The sequence below is a fragment of the Bacillus sp. C1 genome, assembly GCF_054570475.1.
Map to the genome: position 1 here is coordinate 61,498 of NZ_JBTMZT010000006.1, position 18,829 is coordinate 80,326.

The 18,829-nt window shown below is 34.8% G+C and carries 16 protein-coding genes, 3 pseudogenes and 1 riboswitch; of the genes and pseudogenes, 12 read left to right on the forward strand and 7 right to left on the reverse strand.

The window, feature by feature from the left end; all coding sequences use genetic code 11:
* Positions 1-264: 264 nt before the first annotated feature.
* On the forward strand, positions 265-1,332 hold the full coding sequence (locus ACX5JI_RS17335; protein WP_459502280.1) for a flavin-containing monooxygenase: 1,068 nt from the start codon (positions 265-267) through the stop codon (positions 1,330-1,332).
* 315 nt (positions 1,333-1,647) lie between these two features.
* Positions 1,648-1,896 carry a hypothetical protein gene (locus tag ACX5JI_RS17340; protein ID WP_459502281.1) on the forward strand — a complete coding sequence of 83 codons (249 nt, stop codon included), beginning with the start codon at positions 1,648-1,650 and terminating at the stop codon, positions 1,894-1,896.
* A gap of 116 nt (positions 1,897-2,012) precedes the next feature.
* Here ACX5JI_RS17340 and ACX5JI_RS17345 read toward each other — a convergent pair whose 3' ends face one another.
* The 3 genes and pseudogenes from ACX5JI_RS17345 to ACX5JI_RS17355 all read right to left on the reverse strand — a co-directional run.
* A complete protein-coding gene (locus ACX5JI_RS17345; protein ID WP_459502282.1) occupies positions 2,013-2,306 on the reverse strand; it encodes a hypothetical protein in 294 nt (97 codons plus the stop codon).
* Between the two features lie 56 nt (positions 2,307-2,362).
* Entirely contained in the window at positions 2,363-3,439 is a 1,077-nt protein-coding gene (locus ACX5JI_RS17350) for a phosphodiester glycosidase family protein (RefSeq protein ID WP_459502283.1), read from the reverse strand.
* A gap of 425 nt (positions 3,440-3,864) precedes the next feature.
* Positions 3,865-4,040, reverse strand: a riboswitch (M-box (ykoK) riboswitch).
* Between the two features lie 673 nt (positions 4,041-4,713).
* Positions 4,714-5,247: pseudogene (locus ACX5JI_RS17355) on the reverse strand (serine hydrolase domain-containing protein); the annotation flags it as partial.
* A gap of 132 nt (positions 5,248-5,379) precedes the next feature.
* On the opposite strand from ACX5JI_RS17355, the gene ACX5JI_RS17360 reads away from it, so the two are divergent.
* Positions 5,380-6,849 (forward strand): RNA-guided endonuclease InsQ/TnpB family protein, encoded by a 1,470-nt coding sequence (locus ACX5JI_RS17360; protein WP_459502284.1) that lies wholly within the window; start codon positions 5,380-5,382, stop codon positions 6,847-6,849.
* Between the two features lie 51 nt (positions 6,850-6,900).
* Here ACX5JI_RS17360 and ACX5JI_RS17365 read toward each other — a convergent pair.
* Positions 6,901-7,416, reverse strand: a pseudogene (locus ACX5JI_RS17365) (serine hydrolase domain-containing protein); the annotation flags it as partial.
* Between the two features lie 134 nt (positions 7,417-7,550).
* Complete coding sequence (locus ACX5JI_RS17370) at positions 7,551-8,531, reverse strand: ketoacyl-ACP synthase III (protein ID WP_459502285.1); 981 nt, start codon at positions 8,529-8,531, stop codon at positions 7,551-7,553.
* A 141-nt stretch (positions 8,532-8,672) separates the two neighbouring features.
* Here ACX5JI_RS17370 and ACX5JI_RS17375 point away from each other — a divergent pair, with 141 nt between their 5' ends.
* From ACX5JI_RS17375 to ACX5JI_RS17385, 3 genes are all read left to right on the forward strand, one after another.
* Positions 8,673-9,347: a toxoflavin lyase-like VOC family protein gene (locus tag ACX5JI_RS17375; protein ID WP_459502286.1), complete on the forward strand. Its 675-nt coding sequence runs from the start codon at positions 8,673-8,675 to the stop codon at positions 9,345-9,347.
* A gap of 82 nt (positions 9,348-9,429) precedes the next feature.
* Positions 9,430-9,918, forward strand: a complete 489-nt coding sequence (locus ACX5JI_RS17380) for a DUF1648 domain-containing protein (protein WP_459502288.1) — start codon at positions 9,430-9,432, stop codon at positions 9,916-9,918.
* Between the two features lie 27 nt (positions 9,919-9,945).
* Positions 9,946-10,227: a hypothetical protein gene (locus tag ACX5JI_RS17385; protein WP_459502289.1), complete on the forward strand. Its 282-nt coding sequence runs from the start codon at positions 9,946-9,948 to the stop codon at positions 10,225-10,227.
* 486 nt (positions 10,228-10,713) lie between these two features.
* Here the strand turns inward: ACX5JI_RS17385 and ACX5JI_RS17390 are convergent.
* Together ACX5JI_RS17390 and ACX5JI_RS17395 are read right to left on the reverse strand one after the other, a co-directional pair.
* Positions 10,714-11,240, reverse strand: a pseudogene (locus tag ACX5JI_RS17390) (DUF3267 domain-containing protein).
* Between the two features lie 137 nt (positions 11,241-11,377).
* Positions 11,378-12,250, reverse strand: coding sequence for a LysR family transcriptional regulator (locus ACX5JI_RS17395; RefSeq protein WP_459502290.1), 873 nt, complete (start codon positions 12,248-12,250; stop codon positions 11,378-11,380).
* A gap of 304 nt (positions 12,251-12,554) precedes the next feature.
* Between ACX5JI_RS17395 and ACX5JI_RS17400 the strand changes: the two genes are divergently transcribed.
* From ACX5JI_RS17400 to ACX5JI_RS17425, 6 genes are all read left to right on the forward strand, one after another.
* A complete protein-coding gene (locus tag ACX5JI_RS17400; RefSeq protein ID WP_459502291.1) occupies positions 12,555-13,283 on the forward strand; it encodes a (Fe-S)-binding protein in 729 nt (242 codons plus the stop codon).
* A complete protein-coding gene (locus ACX5JI_RS17405) occupies positions 13,280-14,692 on the forward strand; it encodes a LutB/LldF family L-lactate oxidation iron-sulfur protein (protein ID WP_459502293.1) in 1,413 nt (470 codons plus the stop codon). The genes ACX5JI_RS17400 and ACX5JI_RS17405 overlap by 4 nt, the downstream gene beginning before the upstream one ends.
* A gap of 1 nt (position 14,693) precedes the next feature.
* Positions 14,694-15,386, forward strand: a complete 693-nt coding sequence (locus tag ACX5JI_RS17410; RefSeq protein WP_459502294.1) for a LutC/YkgG family protein — start codon at positions 14,694-14,696, stop codon at positions 15,384-15,386.
* A 36-nt stretch (positions 15,387-15,422) separates the two neighbouring features.
* Positions 15,423-16,772, forward strand: coding sequence for an MFS transporter (locus ACX5JI_RS17415; RefSeq protein WP_459502295.1), 1,350 nt, complete (start codon positions 15,423-15,425; stop codon positions 16,770-16,772).
* 132 nt (positions 16,773-16,904) lie between these two features.
* The gene (locus tag ACX5JI_RS17420) at positions 16,905-17,750 is read left to right on the forward strand and encodes a MerR family transcriptional regulator (protein ID WP_459502296.1); all 846 of its coding nucleotides are present in this window, start codon (positions 16,905-16,907) and stop codon (positions 17,748-17,750) included.
* A 61-nt stretch (positions 17,751-17,811) separates the two neighbouring features.
* Entirely contained in the window at positions 17,812-18,828 is a 1,017-nt protein-coding gene (locus ACX5JI_RS17425) for a C45 family autoproteolytic acyltransferase/hydrolase (RefSeq protein WP_459502297.1), read from the forward strand.
* Position 18,829: the final 1 nt, after the last annotated feature.

Sequence of the window (18,829 nt, forward strand, 5' to 3'; positions counted from 1 at the left end):
TACAAAAACAAATGTTTATTTTCAGACTGTGGAGAAGGTCTTCTCCACGGTCCTTTTTTGTCTGGGTCTTTTAATCTTTCAATGATGAGAAAAAGGAGTAGTGAGTTGAAAAATCATCGCGATTACGCTTTTTTATATTTACATATTGAGTAGAGGAAGGGCTATTTTCCTTGATTTGTAAAAAGAAAGTTTATATGATGGAATCAAACATATGAACATATGAACAGATATTCATATGTTCATATTGAAAAGGAGGATGGAAAAATGTTAGATGTAATTGTAATAGGGGCTGGCCAAGCAGGTCTAGCTATGGGGTATTATTTACAGCAAGGAAACTATCGTTTTGTCTTGTTAGATGGAGAAAAGGAAGTTGGCGATTCATGGAGAAAGCGATACGATTCTTTACAATTGTTTACACCAAGGCGGTATTGTGCATTGCCGGGTATGAGGTTAAATGGAGATCAAAATGAATTTCCGAGTAAAGATGAAATTGCCAATTATTTAGAAGCATATGCAAAACATTTTTCCATACCGGTGAGATTAAATATGAATGCTTTAAAAATAAAGAAGAAGGGGAGCGTGTTTGAAGTATATACATCTAAAGAAATTATGCAATCTAAACGAGTTATTATCGCATCAGGAGCTTTTCAGCAATCCTTTATTCCCTCTATTTCTCAAAACTTGTCACATAATATTTTTCAAATTCATTCTTCACAATATCAATCACCAATGCAAATTCCAGATGGGCCAGTTCTTGTAGTAGGAGGAGGGAACTCCGGCACACAAATTGCGGTAGAGCTTGCGAAAACTCATGATGTTACGATTGCTGTCAGTCATCCACTGTCATTTTTACCATTAAAAATAATGGGAAGGAGTATTTTTTCTTGGCTGGAAACGATAGGCCTATTATATGCTGGCACAAATACAAGGCGGGGAAGATGGTTTAGGCAGCGGAAAGATCCGATATTTGGTTTTGAATGTAGAGAGCTCATTCGTAATGGGAAGATAACAGTGAAACCTAAAGTAGTAAATGCATTGCAGCATAAAGTAGTTTTTTCAGATGATAGCACTTGCGATGTCCAGAACATAATATGGTCTACAGGCTTCACGCCAAATTATCGGTGGATTGAAGTGGAAGGAGCGGTTAATCAGGAAGGGTTTCCTATTCATACAAGAGGCGTAAGTAAAGTGCAAGGATTATACTATATTGGATTACCGTGGCAACATCAAAGAGGATCAGCTCTTCTTTGTGGTGTGGGCCAAGATGCAGAATTTGTATGTTCCAGTATTCAAAAAGAAGATTCAATATTGACCAAAAAAATAGGTCGGTAGCAATTCCTACCGACCAACTATATGTACAGCAATTAGGAGAGGTCAAACTTTCATTACATTTATTATAATTCGTTCTGACAATTTAGAAAACTAGAAAGTGATCGTTATATGTTGAGAAAGTTTTTTGTACCGTAATATATGGAGTATTAAGAATATCGTATGTAAAATAGGTAATATAGACCTCCTATTAAGAGGTAATCATGCTATATTTTGTATTTTTTTGAAATGAATTATGATAGATTTATAATATGCATATATTTATTAAAATATGTAAGGTGTTTTTCGTATATTTATCAATAGAGAGAGGGATACAATATGAAATTTGATGACCAACGTTTACTTGGAATTCGATTAGGTTCTTTACTTATAACAGGAGAGAATCAATATTTAGTCATAAAGAAAAAAGAACATTATTCCTTATTAAATATTGAAACGCTGGAGTGCACACCTCTGGAAGTGTCATTGGAGCATCTTGAAGAAATGCTTCATGAGGATCTTCAAGAAAGTATAAAGGAGATTATTGCACCTGAACATTTAAAGATTGTGGCTAAAAATATAATATAAAAAAGCTGGAAAAAAACCAGCTTTTTTATATTATAGGCGCTTTTCGTTATATACCTACAACTAAGTGGATATAAGTATTTGAGAATCACTGTGTGCAGATACAGACTCTTAAAATATTATTCTACAAATTCTTCAACCCATCCATGATCGATTAATACTTGAATGTATTCTTGCATATCGGTTAATTTGTTAGTGATGAGTTGTTCAACAATAATATTACATTCACCTTTTTCGAAGTTTATAAATATTTCCTTTACTTTTGAAAACTGGGTTTGATGATTGAAAGCTGGAAGTTCGATGACATCACCTATACATGGTTTCATGTTAGAGTTGAAATGTTTCGCGCAACATCTAATGGAACTTTCTTTTTCAGAAATATAGCATATATTTTGGTTCATCACTATTTTCATGTTATAAATCCCACCTATATAATGAATTTGTATTTCATAATAATTCTTTTCATTTTTTAAATTGAATCTTCTAGTGTAGTTGTATCTATATTTTTCCCATCCATTGTTATTTGTATTTGTTGGTTCGGATTTGCTGCTACGATCCAAGCGTTTGGTAAAAATCGATCTTCATGAGATAAGGTAGATGGTGAATTTCGAACTTTTCCCCATAAATATAATGTGGCTGAAGAGCCTCCATCCATAGCCATTGCATTTATGGCACCTTTTTCATAGAGAATGTCTTGACATTCCTTTAAAGTGGCCCCAATACTATGTGCTTGTCTACCATCGATAACGAGAAACATGAGAGATCCATCTTGTTTTTGTGCCATTATACTACGCGGTGCAGACCCCCAGCCGCCATCTCCCTCTGTTATCATTTTTTCTCCATCTACAATTAATTGCGGCATAAAGCCAGCTGCTGAAATAACGTGTTTAGCTAATAATTGTTTGGCAGAGTAGTTTCCTGTTATCATTTCACCAAATTCTGTTAAACCAGAAATAATGGTAGGAGCATTGTTATCATGGTTCGTATTAATAATTTTTCCATCCTCGATTACAATTCCAGTAGCAATATTGCCGCCGCCTCTACCTGTTTCATCAGAAAATCCACTTGCGTTTACAGCAACAAGGGCATGATTACGCTTAGCCATGACACTAATTTTTTCACCTTTTTCTGATCCTTGTGTTCCTTGGTGAGTAGCGAGTTTCACATTAAACGGATTACTAATAGTAACTAGTTTTCCTTCGAAATGAAAGCGAGTATTTGCAGTGCTTTTAATCGTTTCTATATCGATTTTTAAAGGTGCATGTTTTAATTCTTTTAATCTCTTCGCAGTCATTTTTCCATAAATACGATTCCTACTATTAATCCATTTTGGATTATGGATACGATCTGTTAATGTATTCAATTCTTCTTTCGGTAGAAAAGTATATTTCGCAAATTGCGGATGTTGAGATGTTAATATGCTTTCAGCAATAATGACACGAAAATCATGACCGTAGCTCGTACCAAATAATACGCCACTACCAATTAGTATAAAAATGAACAGAAGGATTATAAATCTTTTTAAAATTTTTCTTAGACGTTTCAATATGTTTTCCTCCACTAAGTATAGTTGTATATATACGTGATGATCCCTTACATTCACTTTATATAGCTTTTAAAAAGGGATGAGAAAGAAGAGGAATGATGACTTTTTGTTAAAACGAAATCATTACGGTTTAAATGTTATTCCTAGTCAATTCTTCTTCATAGTAGGTGACATATAAACAACGCATTAGGAGCTAAGAGAATACAAATATACAATTTCACTTTGTACAATCATCATAGCTATAAATGAGAAATAGTGTTTTTTCTTTAACGTTCATTTCCATGCTGTGCGCCTCCTTTAGTAAATACATGGATTGTTTATTTTTAACTTCATATGATAAATGGTTCATGTACAGTTCTTTGTATAAGAACAACCCCTCTAGTTATTCAACGAGAGGGGGGCAAAATTGTATACGTAAATAAAGCTAAACTTCCCCCTAGTCGAGTTTTGGCACTATACAACGTAAAGGATGAAGTTTCATCACTTAGCTATCTTAAGAAGAGCCTTAATCCGACAATCCCTGTTCTACCCATTGGCATCTTTCGATATTTTTGGGCAATAGCCTATGTTTGTATAGGAGCCTCACCTAACAGGTGTAGCAATTATAATATTATGCGTTTCTTTCGTGTAGAAAGCATAGCTAGTATTTTTGGAATTGTCAACAGAATATTATCTTGCTTTTTACTAAAAAAATTTTGGGTTTATATGTGATTTTTCCATATTAGCATTTGAATGCTGCGAAATAGATGGATTTATATACGAATTTGTTTATTTTTTAGAAATAGCGAACAGAAAAAATGTAACAAAACATATAGAGAATTTTGAACGTTACGTTTTATTTTTCAATGTAACGTAGTGAATGACACATTGGAAAAATCATAGAAATAATATGTTTTTCATTAAGTTCAATATCCGTTTTTTTGGTAGAATCGGAAGCGTACTATCCTTGTGCAAGTACAGGGGATGAAAATTTAAAATTGTAAAAGTATTTTATTATCTAAGCGGATATTTCGTTTGAGAATAGAATGACAAATTGAAAAATAACATTTCAAGATGGAATTAGATTGGTGGAATCCCATCTTGAAGGATTGAGTGATGAGGGAGAAGAGAAAACAAAGGATTCTGTAGTTTTCTCATGTGAGAACCATGATGTAGAGTAATGTTTAAGATGTTCGTGTCTTAGCATGTAAACAAAGCAGAGGCTACTAAGGTGAAAACAAACGTTATAAAAGGCTAAGTATCATTGGATGAGACTATTAAACAAATAAAAGTTTTTACAGTTCTAATAAAGTAATAATCTCTCCAATAATCCCTTCATGTTGATGAACACCCAAATCTGAGTTTGTCATTATGACAGCACCACTACCTTTATATGGGTATGCAAGCATGAAACATTGGAACCCAACGCCCCAACCAAGTGAAGATATTTCTATTTCTTCGTCTGATTTATCGAGAAACACACCTAGACCAGTCCACTTTGAACTACCTTGAGGAGAAATCATTTCTTTGATAATTTTCGAAGACAGACCGAGTTTGCTATTGCCGTGCAAAGAATGAATGACTTCTATTACTAAAGTAGCTATATCTGTTGGATTTGACCATATTCCTGCAGCAGCCGTATACGGATAGGACGGATATTTCCCGGCTACTACATGTCCATTTTTATCGTGACCACAGGAGAAACGATTATTTGTTATATTTTGTTTAGGATACACTAGCGTACTGTTATTCATATGTAAAGGTGCAAATATTTCTTCTTGTAATAATTGATTAAAAGATGATCCGGTAACGTCTTCTATCATATCTTTCGAGAGGACTCCCACCTCTAAACATATGTGAAGGTGGTGAGGTGAATCGAAAAAAATATGTTATGTTCAAATAAAATAGCGGAAACATACGTTCTTGTTTTGGTATGATATGCTTAACAAGGAGGTGAAAAAATGACAGCGGAAAAGCAAAGGAATTATAAAACGCTTCAAATTTGGATTAAAAAAGGACATCGTATGTATTCTTATTTTCAAGAATCTTGCCAAAACGCGAAGAATATGTACAACACGACAAACTTTTATATACGACAAGTGTATACAGGTTTGACACAAAATAAGGAGTTGCAACCTTTACAAAAAGAAGTTTTAGATACAATTGCTAAAAACATAGGGAAGATGAATGATACCCAAATTCTGGCCTATCAAAAGAATGTGGAAAAAGAGAAAACAAAACCAAAAGAAAAACAAAAAGAAGTGAAATGTAATTTGTTTTCAGAACCAACTACAGAAAAACCGTATGTAGATTACAATTTTTTGGATGCATTATTTAAAGCGATGATTCAGAATGATTATCGTGCTTTGCCTACACAATCTAGTCAATCCATCATGAAAAACGTATTCCAAAATTGGAAGTCTTTTTTTGCTAGTTTAAAAGATTATAAAAAGAATCCTCACAAATACACTGGAAAACCTAGCATTCCAAAGTATATTCGTTCTTCTGAAAAGGAAATTTTGTATACAAACCAAGATTGTGTCATTAAAAATGATACGTTTTTAAAGTTTCCAAAGACAAAATTACAATTGAATATTGGGAAATTAGGGTTTACTGAAGGAAAACTGAAACAAGTTCGTGTCATTCCAAAATACAAGGAGTATGTAGTGGAACTCGTGTTAGATGGTCCTTCAAAACAACAAACTGTTGAAGAGAATGGTCGTTATATGAGTATTGATTTAGGTATTGATAACCTTGCAACCATTGTAACAAACACAGGTATGAAGCCTGTACTTGTTAAGGGCAAACATGTCAAAAGCATAAATCAATATTACAACAAAATGAAGAGTCACTTTACAAGTGTTCTCAGGCGAGGTAAACAAACAGGGACAGGTCCTTTTACTTCAAAAAGAATAGAAAAACTTCATCAAAAGCGTTACCTGAAAATAAAGGACATCTTTCATAAAGCGAGTCATCATATTGTAAAACTGGCTCAAGAAGAGAGAGTTTGCCAAATCGTTATTGGTCAAAACAAAAGTTGGAAACAAGAAACTGATATGGGAAAGAAAAATAACCAAACATTTTGCCATATCTCGCATACTGTATTGATTCAAATGATTACATACAAAGCAAATGCAGTAGGTATTCAAGTTATTGTAACCGAGGAATCGTACACGTCAAAAGCAAGTTTTCTAGATTATGACTTCATTCCAACGTATGGAATAAATGACCAACATGCAACTTTTTCAGGAAAACGAATAAAACGCGGTATGTATCGTTCTGCGAAAGGCATCGAAATCAACGCAGACGTAAATGCTGCGGCGAATATTTTACGAAAAGTAGTCCCGAATGCATGGAAAAACGGGATAGAGGGGTTAGGCGTGAAACAGCTCGCTAGTGTGTTAACCCCGCTGACGTTAATCGTCCGTTAGGTCGAAACGTTAGAAACCCCCACTTCAAGCTTTGCTAAGTGGGGGAGTATTCATTAGTTGTTCGATGATACAAAATCCAGCATCTGAATAATGAAATTTACTTTCTGGTGTATATTGAACTTCGATAGGAACTGGACAATAAGGTGTTTTACCTTGAAGAATTTGAAGTATGGTAGGTTTTCCTTGGACCGAATTGTATATATCAAAACTTTTATGAGGATCAATGATTCCAGATTGATGACTTAGTAGATTTCGTAAAGTAACTTTTTTATCAGAAGTGAATTTATTTTTAGGGACTTTCCAAGATACAAGCTGATTATTTACACGTTTATCTAAGTTCAATATTCCTTTGTCTACTAATTTTAATACGAGCATTGCTGTGATGAATTTACTGATGGAGCAAGCGTTGAAAATAGAATTCATGTTAACTTTTTGAGTTGTCCCTGCTTCAAGAAGACCAAAGCTTTCAGTCCGTTCTAATGTACCGTCACGGATTGTGGCTAAGCTTAGACCGATTACAGGGTATTGCTTCATTCTTTCATATATATTTATTGTTTTTAGTTCCATATGCGTAATCTCCTTTTCTACTATATTATAACAAAAGAAATGTTACATACAGGAATATATTAAAGGGTGTCGTATTGAACTAGATTGGGGAGAGATAACAGAAAAGCTGATGTGATAAGACATCAGCCTTTCTGTTATATATTCCATTTTAATATGAGCCCTGCATGTACAAGACCACCACCGAATCCATATAAAAGTAAAGTATCACCAGTCTTAACTTTTCCATCTTTTAATCCGATATCAAGTGCTAACGGAATAGAAGCAGCAGAAGTGTTTCCGCAATATTGTAGACTCATGAGTGTTTTATCAAGAGGAATAGCTGTTCGTTCACAAATAGATTCAATCATTCTTAAATTGACGCTATGCGGAATGAACCAGTCGATCTCCGATACATCGAAATGATTTTTTTGTAGTAATTGTTGTACGCCTTGCGGGACGGTGTTTACAGCCCATTTGTAAACTGCTCTTCCGTTCTGAACAAGGTGTGGCGTATCTTGTAACGCCTCTCCATTCATTGTTTTTGATAAAGCAGTTTGGTATAAGTTAATTCCGCCAGAACCTTTAGATCCCATATGAGTTCCTAAAAAACTAGGGTTGCGTTCATCGTATTCTACAAGGGCTGCGCCAGCACCATCTCCGAAAAGGATACAAGTAGTACGGTCGCTATAATCTGTGATTTTTGAAAGGGTTTCAGCACCAATAACGAGGATTTTTTTGTTTGTTCCGGATGTAATAAGCCCATTAGCGACAGTTAGTCCATACACAAACCCAGCGCAAGCAGCACTTAGATCAATTGCTCCTGTATGAGGTATTTCAAAATGAGCCTGAACTTGACTTGCGGTATTGGGAAACATGTAATCGGGTGTAGCAGTTGCAACAATAATTAAATCAACGTCATCAATAGAAACATGGAATCGATCCATTAAGTTTTGAACAGCTCGAATACATAAAGTTGTAGAGAATTCGTCAGGGGAAGTAATTCTTCGCTCGTGCATACCAGTTCGCTGTACAATCCATTCATCTGTCGTTTCCACAAGGCTGGATAAATCTTTATTTGATAATATTTTCTCAGGTACATACGTTCCGACAGCTGTAATTCGTGCTTTTGAATTCATAAAATCCTCCCTTTATTAGTATTAAGTTTTAATATCTAGTCATAATTATAATGCGAATGTCTTATTAATTCAATTATTTGTAAAATTTAGTTATTAATTATATAATTTGAATATAAAGTTGAATTAGAAGAAGGGCTTATAATGTTGATAAATAAAGTTATTCTATACAGTCAAGCATTAGAAGAAATGCAAGACTTCTATTTAAATAGATTAGGTTTTCGATTATTACATAGTAGTGAAGTGAGTTTTACCATACAAGTAGGAGAGAGCGAAGTAGAATTTCGTAAAAATCATGCGAACAATAAACCTTTTTATCATTTTGCTTTCAATATTCCGTCTAATACGTTTTCTGAAGCGAAAGAATGGGCGAAAAATAAGGTCGTTTTAAATATAGAAGCTGAGAGGGATGAAGTATACTTTCCGCGCTCTCATGCACACTCATTCTATTTTATGAATCCTGCAGGGAATATTGTAGAGTTTATCTCTAGGCATACGACATCTCCAGAAAGCGATGGACCTTTCTCTGTTCATTCTATCTTACATGTAAGTGAAATGAGCTTGACAACAGATCAAGTTCTCGAAGTAGGAAATCAATTGATAGCCTTTGGAATCCCAGTAAGAGATGGGGAAGAGCTAAGTGATGGCTTTCACTTTATGGGAGAAAACGGAGTTTACTTACTATTAGGGCCATCAGGGCGTCGTTGGTTTTTCTCGGATTTAGATGCAGAAGTTCATCCGTTAATCATACAGATTGATTATGGAAAGTGGATTGAGATAAATGGAGAAGGACAAGTTCATATATCTATCAAAAAGTAAGGTAGAGTGGGAAATTTAGTATGTTGAACTTTAATTAGGGATTCGATTTATAATATCATCAATTTTAGAGGAGGATGTAGAGGTGGAACAGAATATACAAGTTCCAAAAACAAAATTTGAAGTATGTATAGAGGTACTATCGTTTGTTTTGTTATGCGGTATATGCGTATATGTATTTTTTATGTGGTCGGAATTACCAGAAAGGATCCCATCCCACTTTGACAGGATGGGGAGGCCTGATGGGTGGAGTGGAAAAGAAAGTATTTTAATTTTGCCAATCATAGGTACACTTTTATTTTTTCTATTCTATATGTTAGGGAAAGCTTCCCAAATATTTAATTATTCTACGGATGTACCAGAAGAAAAGGCACCAAAATTGTATGCAGAAGGAAGAAGATTGATGATTGCTTTAAATGTTGAAATTAGTGTCTTTTTCGTTATTGCTACATGGAAGGAAGTACAAATTGCGATAGGAAAAGCGAATGGATTAGGTGGTTGGTTTTTAATCAGTTTTATAGTGATTTTATTCACTACTTTAATAGTTTATATTATTCGATTTCGTCGTGTATAAAATACAGAAGTTATTGGAAGGGACACTATGGAGTTTTGGATTGTACTATCCATACTTGCTTTTGGTATCATTTACATCGGAGAAAAGATGAAGCAAATGGAAAAACGAACGGATGCTAGACTAAAGCGTATAGAAAATAGAGTAGAGTTAATAACAAAACAGATGGGAATTAAAGAGGTAGAACCTGAAATTAATAAGGAACTACGTCAGCTTGTGAAAGATGGAAAAACGGTCGCAGCGGTTAAGAAAACGCGCGAAGTTTTTGGTTATTCATTGCTTGAAGCAAAGGAATATGTGGATTCTTTATAACAATATAAATAGATCCATATCTTAATATGGATTATACTGAATGGAAAGCAGAAAAAAGATAAGTGAATTTTTTTATTTAGATTCAAGAAGTTTGAATCAATTTTTGTTTTAACAAGAATAAATATATAATGTTATACATTATATATGAATAAAAGAAGGGGATAGAAACAAGCAGAATAATTCTGTATGTTCTATCCTTCTTTTGTACCACTAATGACCTTATTTACCACAATATTTGGATTGGCTTTTCTTAAATAAATGTTGTTGTACTAATTCCGATAAGAATAACTTTTTAACCGTCGCGATATCTTTTCAAAGTCATTCATGGTTTTATAAGATAGTGTTTTTATCAAATATATGAAACAAAGGGGTATCAGAGAAAACGAAAGTTGGAAATAAAGTAGTGCTGGCCAATATATCATTATCTAAATAAAATCCCACCATTAATTAGTGAGATCGAACTTGTTAATCTGCTGGATTACGATTTTACTCGGTAGTTCTGCAAAATACAGATTTATTTGGTTTAATTAGGATTAAAAATGAATTAACAATATCGGAGGAAGAGATTATCAAATTTATCCAACTAATAAATAAAATGAGGGATTTGATATCATCCGATACAAAGAACGAAGTAATAGCTGGGATTACCGATAATACGATAAAAGGTAAGCTCATAAAGACCAAAAATCTCTTCTTAGAAAGAATTGCATTTGTATTGAGCCAAAAATATAATCCTCTGAACGTTAAGCTAATATCACCTTTATTGTTTATTACAAGAATATGAAGGACTTCGTGCATTAAAAAACAAAAAAAATGATTAAAATAAGGGAGGATCCTGTCATATGATTGAACCTTACCCCGAACCAATTTGGTGCTAGAAAAAAAGTAACCATTAATAGGTAAACAAACTTCATATAATGCTTTCGAAACCAAATATTTTGAATGAAAGGCTTCCATTTTGACAAATCCAGACTTATCTGTGGCAAATTTCGAAACCACAATATCATACCTATCTCTGCCTTTCCTATAATCTAGCTCCGAACAATTAATACTATGTAATGCTTGGGACTAGCGTATTATTGCTCGTCAGCTTAGTAAGTAAATGTTTTTTGCAAGATTCAAGGACCATAGTTACATCTCCGGAATCCTATCATGTACAGTCTATAAATCGCCTAGCACTTTTAGAAAGCTGACGATCTTTCAGCCATATAATCGATGATTCGGATTGAAAAGGGAAATCTATTAAATCTACTATTTTTATCAATTCTTGTGGGATATAAGATACAGCACTTTTAGGTAGAACAGATGCCCCAATTCCAGCCATGATAAGCATAAGTACAAATGCAGAATCAGGGCATTCACATGCTATATTTAATTTTATACCAAGGCGATTGCACTCATCAATGACGAGTTGATGATAACTGTCTTCTTTATCGTTATGTAAAAGTAAGAGAGGGATATGATTTAGTTCAGTTATAGAGATTGGATGATTTGAATGATAAAGCTCCCATTTTGCAGGCATGACTAATACGAATGGCTCCTGTGATACACAAATGCTTGAAAAAGTATCCTTATTAAATGGGCTACGTAATACAGCGAGCTCGATATTCCGATTTGCTAGATGCTCTGTTAAGTATAAAGGGCCTCCTTCCCATATTTTTAAGTTTACGTTCGGATAGTTTTCTTGAAAATAGCGGATTTTTTCAGTTAGAAAAGGAATGCACGAATGAAATGCGCCGATAGATAGGTTTCCCCTCAAGCCTTCACCAGTATCTTTAATCTCTGTAATGGTTTCTTCTAGTTGCCTGATAATACTTTTTGCTTTCCTATATAACATTTTTCCTTCTTCTGTCAAATGCATATTACGACCGTTTCTTTCAAATAAGCTTACAGATAACTCTTGTTCTAATAATGAAAGTTGCCTACTTAAAGGGGGCTGTGCCATATGAAGCCGATGTGCTGCACGAGTTAGCTGCCTTTCTTCAGCAATTACAATAAAATAACGGAGTTGCCTTATATCCATCTTGAAACCTCTTTCTATACCTTTTTTATATACAAAAACAACTTTATAAATAGTTTTTATATAGTATTTCACATGATATCATAAATAAAAGACTTCGAATATAGAAAATTCTAAAAATTTAAAATTCAATAAAGGTATATGATTTTAACCGTAAGGTATTAAGGGGGAAAGATGCGAGGTATTGTTAAAAATAAGTGAAAGTAGAAAACTGATATTTACGTGATCACAGAGATTAAATGGGGATAATGGCCGAATTATTTCATGTTAGAAAATAGGAATTCTTGTTTTGGGGAGGGAATTTATTATGAAAGTTTCATTGTTTATTACTTGTTTATCCGATGTGTTCTTTCCTGAATTAGGTAAAGATGTCGTTAAAATTATGGAACGATGCGGAGTGGAACTAGATTTTCCTGAAGGACAGACTTGTTGCGGGCAACCAGCTTACAATAGTGGATATCAACAAGAAGCAAAAGCAACTGCAAAGCAAATGATAAAAGCATTTGAACATAGCGAATATGTTGTGACTCCTTCAGGGTCTTGTGCTAGTATGATTCATCATTATTATAAAGAGCTGTTTAAGAATGATAGTGAATGGTATGAAAAAGCAGTTCATTTGGCGAATAGAACGCATGAGTTAACGGATTTTTTAATGAATGTACTTGGAAAAAGTGATTTGAATTCTAAGCTATGTAGGACAGCAGTTTTCCACCAATCTTGTCATATGAGCCGTGGACTTGGGATAAAGGATGAACCACTTCAGTTACTTTCGCAAGTAAAAGGGCTAGATGTAAAAGAGTTACCATATTGTCAAGATTGCTGTGGGTTTGGTGGTACTTTTGCAGTGAAAATGAGTTCGATTTCTGAAACGATGGTTGATGAAAAAATAAAACATATTGAGGCGGCAGAAGCAAATCTCTTAATTGGAGCCGATATGGGGTGTCTCATGAATATTGGCGGGAGATTGCGTAGAAAAAATAAAGAGATACAAGTGTTACATATAGCAGAAGTACTGGCAAAGGGGCTGGAGAAATGAGTGTAGTGCAGGGTATGGGATTTTTTAGGAGAGTAGATCAAGCATTGCACGATTCGCAGATGAGAAGCGCGGTTCCATTTACACAAGATCGGTTACGGATAGGGCGGGAGCAAGCTACATTTGAATTAGGAAATACTGAAGAATGGCGAGAGGCAGCATCTGAAATTCGGATGCATACAATTGAAAATTTAGATAGCTATTTAGAACAATTAGCTAAAAATGTTCAGAAGAATGGGGGACATGTGCACTTTGCTTTCAAAGCGGAGGATGCGGTATCATATGTGTCTAAAATCGCAAAGGAAAAAGGGGCGAAATCGGTTATTAAATCGAAGTCAATGGTTTCAGAAGAAATTCATCTTAATAAAAATCTTGAAGAGATGGGGGTAAAAGTAGTCGAGTCTGATCTTGGAGAGTATATTATTCAATTAGCTGGAGAGGCTCCCTCTCATTTAATTGCTCCAGCGATTCATAAAACAAAGGAACAAGTAGCTGATCTTTTTTCTAAGGAGGCTGGAAAGGAGATACCAGCTGATACGAATCAATTATTACAGTTTGCTAGGGAGAAATTGCGTCAGGAGTTTTTAGAAGCTGACATTGGTATTTCAGGCTGTAACTTTGCTGTAGCAGAATCAGGATCTGTCGTTCTAATAAGTAACGAAGGGAACGCCCGACTTACAACTACATTGCCAAAAGTTCATATTGCTATTATGGGGATGGAGCGTATTGTTCCAACTTGGAAGGAGCTTGATGTTGTTGTATCAATGTTAACAAGAAGTGCTACGGGGCAAAAAATCACATCTTATATGACAGGGATTAATGGGCCTCGTTTACTTGAAGATATAGATGGACCTGAGGAATTCCATTTGATTATTCTTGATAATGGACGTTCGGATATTTTAGGAACTGCTTACCAAGAAGTGTTGAAGTGTATTCGTTGCGGTGCTTGTGTAAATGTATGTCCTGTATATCGCAATATCGGAGGACATGCGTATGGAAGCGTTTATAGCGGACCAATTGGGGCAGTATTAGCGCCTTTGTTAGAAGGATATGAGGAATTAAAAGAATTACCTTTTGCCTCAAGTTTGTGCGGGGCATGTACAGACGTATGTCCAGTAAAAATCCCATTACACGACCTTCTCATTGAGCATCGTAAAGATGAGGTGAAACAAGGGTTTATAACGAAATCTGAGCAACTAGCCTTTAAAGGTTTTGCATTTATGGCGAGCCATCCGTTTGTTTATGATAAGGCGGTTAAAATGGCTCATATAACTTTATCCATATTTGCTAAAGATGGCTATATTGCCGAAGGGCCTGGTCCATTAAAAGGATGGACTGCAAGTAGAGATTTTCCACAGCCAGCAAAACAATCATTCCGTGATTGGTGGAACAAGGAAAAGAGGGATGGATAATATGAAACCAACCATACAGGACTCTTTTTTAAATAATATTGCTCGTAAACTAGGGAGAGAACGTCGCTCTGGAGTTATTCCTCCGAAGTGGAGTAACACCCCATCGGAAAATCTAAATAAGGATGTTATTCAAGAATCTTTCGTTGAACAGTTTATTTCTAGTTTGAATGCATTAAATACAGAAGTAAGCCATGTATATCGTTCTGAAATTAGGCAAGCACTCCATTATGTTGTGCGGAAATTTGATGTTCAATCAGCGATGTATTGGGATGATGTGAGATTACATGAGCTTCAAGTAGGGACATATTTAACTGAAAATCTAGTTTCTCATAGAATTTGGCAGAGGAAAGAAGATGAAAGGGAACTACGTGATTACGTAGCTAAGGTTGATATGGGGATTACATATGCTGAAATGGGACTAGCTGAAACAGGAAGCATTGTCTTATGGAATGGTGGTGGCCGAGGACGTTTAGTGAGTGTGTTGCCTCCTGTTTATGTAGCGATTCTTTCGGAAAATACCATTTACAGACGTTTAACAGAAGGTGTATCTGCAGTCCATGAACAAGTTCCAAGTGGATTACCTGCTTGCATTAATTTTATTACCGGGCCAAGCCGGACTGGTGATATTGAGATGGAATTAGCTTTTGGTGTTCATGGGCCAGGTAAAGTTCATGTCATTTTATTAAAAGATTGAACGAAATTCGTAATATAGGGAGAGAGAGGGGTTTCGATGGGAAATAAATATCGTTATTACATTTTCACGATGCTCACACTGATTACGATGGTGAATTATATTGACCGAGGAGCTATCGCTTATGCACAGTCTTTTATCATAAAAGAATATGGATTTGATCCGAAAGAATGGGGAGCCATTTTAGGTTATTTTGGTTACGGTTACATGTTTGGTTCTTTATTAGGAGGTATTTTTTCAGATAAAAAAGGACCGAAATTTGTATGGATAGTAGCTGCAATAAGTTGGTCTATTTTTGAAATCGCTACTGCTTTTGCAGGAGAGATTGGAATTGCTATGTTTGGTGGTTCTGCTTTAGCGGGGTTTGCTCTTTTTAGAGTTTTATTTGGATTAACAGAAGGTCCATCTTTTGCTGTTTCAAATAAGACTGCAGCGAACTGGGCTGCACCAAAGGAAAGAGCTTTTTTAACTTCTCTCGGATTTGTAGGTGTTCCGCTTGGAGCGGTATTAACTGCACCTGTTGCTGTTATGCTCTTATCTTTTACAAGTTGGAAAATGATGTTTTTTGTCCTCGGTACAATTGGCATTGTCTGGGCGATTGTTTGGTACTTTACTTTTACCAGTATGCCTGAAGAGCATCCGAGAGTGACGAAGGAAGAATTAGCTGAAATCCGGAGTTCTGAAGGCGTTCTTCAATCAATCAAAGCAGAGGAAGGGATAAAAAAAGAGCCATGGTATTCTTTTTTTACAGTGCCAACATTTATCATGGTTACGTTGGCGTATTTTTGCTTTCAATATATAAATTTCTTGATATTAACGTGGACGCCGAAATATTTACAAGATGTATTTCATTTTGAATTATCTTCTCTTTGGTATCTCGGAATGATTCCTTGGCTTGGAGCCTGTATTACATTGCCTTTAGGGGCAAAGCTATCGGATCGTATTTTACGTAAAACAGGAAATCTTCGTTTAGCGCGAACAGGGCTGCCAATCATTGCTTTATTACTTACAACGATTTGTTTTAGTTTCATTCCAGCGATGGATAATTATGTAGCTGTACTAGCACTCATGTCAATTGGGAATGCATTTGCTTTCTTACCAAGTTCATTATTTTGGGCAATTATTGTCGATACGGCTCCTGCTCAATCAGGGACCTATAGTGGTATTATGCATTTCATTGCTAATATTGCGACAATCTTAGCTCCTACCTTAACTGGATACTTAGTTGTAAGTTATGGCTATTCTTCTATGTTTATCGTAGCTGCTATTCTGGCCGCTATTGCAATGGGAGCAATGTTGTTTGTGAAACCAGGACAGCAAGCGAAGGCTGAAAGTTTGTTTAACTGGAGGAATAAGGGGGAAATAGAGGAACCTCGTACTAATATATAAATGTTTAAAAGAAACTTTGTGCAAAAACGAGTTGACTTAAAACTCGTTTTTTATTTGTCTAAAACGATCGTGTTCTATAGTAAAATATTAATTAAATAGGAAATAAATGAAAAAAGAAAGCTGGGGTAATGTATGTATACAGTTGGACAGTTTTCAACAATATGTGGTGTATCAATTAAAACGCTACATCATTATGATGCAATTAATCTTGTAAAGCCTTTGCATACTGATACTGTAACAGGATATCGCTATTATGATTATGATCAAATAAAAATTTTACAATATATAAAAAAATTAAAGGGTTTCGGTTTTTCATTACAAGAAATAAAGAAAGTTATAGAAGGTCATGGTGATACCGAATTAGTGAATCATTTGCAAGAAAAGGCGCTACAACTAGAGAGAAAAATGATAAAGATGCAGCAAACTTTAGGGGAAATCAATCAATCTATTGATGATTTAAGAAAAAATAATCCATTTTTAACTGTTTCAAATATAACAGAACCCTTTGAAGAAATAAGAGAAAGGCAATTGATTTACGGTGTTCGTGAAAAAATATGGATACGAGAAATTGATTTTGTTGTAAAAACATTGTTTGAAAGATTATATGCATATGGGTTAGAGGCAGATGGGAAACTGATGACAGTTTTTCATCAGTTTAATAGAGGGAACGTACCAATAGATTTAGAGGTTTGTATACCTATAAAAGAATACGATGGCTCACTTTCTAATGTTCGTTTTTTAGCAGGTGGAAAACATATTTGTGTAATTGTAAAAGGACCTTATTCAGAATTAGGAATCGCATATGAAAAAATAATCAATTTCATTGAGGAAAAGGGATATGTAATAAGGGATTCCTCTTTTGAGGTGTATGAACAGGGAGTGTGTACTGAACAAATCGATTATAAAAACATTCGGCCGGCATCCAAACATAATCCGTTACACTTTATAACGAAAGTGTGTGTTCCAGTCTATTCTTAATTGACTCTCCTGTTACAGGAGGATATATCCTACCTTTAGTAAGCAAAAAGGAGAGGATTATATGTATCATCCAAGGTTACGCGGAACACATTATGAGATGGGCAAACATTATGCGAGCGTTTTATATAAAAATGGCTTTCGGTTTCCAAAGGTGTCAGAAGAAAAATTAGCTTTTGGAAGGCAAAGTCATGTACGATTAAATGATTTCTATCCAGAATTAATAGAAGAAATGAAAGGTTTTGCTGAAGGGTGTCATGCAACGTATGAAGAAGTAAGTTCTTTTATATTGAGTATAGGCGTATTTGAGCCACAAGCCCAATGTAGTATATTTGCATGTTTTAATGGTTCAGAAGTTATGATGGGAAGAAACTATGATTTGATTTTCGACATGAAAAAATATACGGAGAGCTCTCTCGTTTGTCCTAATGATACATATTCGTACATTGGACATTCTGATGTATTTTTAGGAAAAGTAGATGGGATGAATGAAAAAGGATTAGCGGTAGCTATTACTCTTGTACAAAGTGAATATAAAGAAGTGGGATTAAATTTTTATGTGGCGGTTCGCAAAATATTAGAAAATGCAAGTACGGTAGAAGAGGCGATACATATTTTAAGAGAATTCCCATCATCAATCTGTAATAACTACTTATTAGCGGACAAATCAGGGAATATAGCAGTAGTAGAAAAAGCACCATATAACATGTATGTACGGAGACCGCAAGCAGATGAAGTTTTTATAGTTTGTACAAATCATTTTGTAAGTAAAGAAATGATGGCTTTACAAAAAAATATCGATAATGACTGGAGTAAGTCTCAAAATAGATATATGTATATGGAAGAACGGTTAAGAGGAAATCTACAGTTAAACCGGGAAGATGCACAAGATATTTTATCAAATAGTAAAGAGCATGTGTGTTTGAATCTGAAAAAAAATAATTTTGGGACATTATATTCAGTTGTTTATGAGTTAAAAGGTTTAAAGATACATCGTGCAGAAGGGCAGCCGAATCGTTGTAAATATAAAGAGGATAGAAGATTGATAGAGGAAATTCATAAAAAGAGAAGGGGAATATAAA

Excerpts from the sequence above, each read along its gene's own strand:
- ACX5JI_RS17335 (WP_459502280.1), top strand. The coding sequence starts at position 265 with ATGTTAGATGTAATTGTAATAGGGGCTGGCCAAGCAGGTCTAGCTATG.
- ACX5JI_RS17340 (WP_459502281.1), top strand. The coding sequence starts at position 1,648 with ATGAAATTTGATGACCAACGTTTACTTGGAATTCGATTAGGTTCTTTA.
- ACX5JI_RS17345 (WP_459502282.1), bottom strand. The coding sequence starts at position 2,306 with ATGAAAATAGTGATGAACCAAAATATATGCTATATTTCTGAAAAAGAA.
- ACX5JI_RS17360 (WP_459502284.1), top strand. The coding sequence starts at position 5,380 with ATGACAGCGGAAAAGCAAAGGAATTATAAAACGCTTCAAATTTGGATT.
- ACX5JI_RS17370 (WP_459502285.1), bottom strand. The coding sequence starts at position 8,531 with ATGAATTCAAAAGCACGAATTACAGCTGTCGGAACGTATGTACCTGAG.
- ACX5JI_RS17375 (WP_459502286.1), top strand. The coding sequence starts at position 8,673 with ATGTTGATAAATAAAGTTATTCTATACAGTCAAGCATTAGAAGAAATG.
- ACX5JI_RS17385 (WP_459502289.1), top strand. The coding sequence starts at position 9,946 with ATGGAGTTTTGGATTGTACTATCCATACTTGCTTTTGGTATCATTTAC.
- ACX5JI_RS17395 (WP_459502290.1), bottom strand. The coding sequence starts at position 12,250 with ATGGATATAAGGCAACTCCGTTATTTTATTGTAATTGCTGAAGAAAGG.
- ACX5JI_RS17400 (WP_459502291.1), top strand. The coding sequence starts at position 12,555 with ATGAAAGTTTCATTGTTTATTACTTGTTTATCCGATGTGTTCTTTCCT.
- ACX5JI_RS17405 (WP_459502293.1), top strand. The coding sequence starts at position 13,280 with ATGAGTGTAGTGCAGGGTATGGGATTTTTTAGGAGAGTAGATCAAGCA.
- ACX5JI_RS17410 (WP_459502294.1), top strand. The coding sequence starts at position 14,694 with ATGAAACCAACCATACAGGACTCTTTTTTAAATAATATTGCTCGTAAA.
- ACX5JI_RS17415 (WP_459502295.1), top strand. The coding sequence starts at position 15,423 with ATGGGAAATAAATATCGTTATTACATTTTCACGATGCTCACACTGATT.
- ACX5JI_RS17420 (WP_459502296.1), top strand. The coding sequence starts at position 16,905 with ATGTATACAGTTGGACAGTTTTCAACAATATGTGGTGTATCAATTAAA.
- ACX5JI_RS17425 (WP_459502297.1), top strand. The coding sequence starts at position 17,812 with ATGTATCATCCAAGGTTACGCGGAACACATTATGAGATGGGCAAACAT.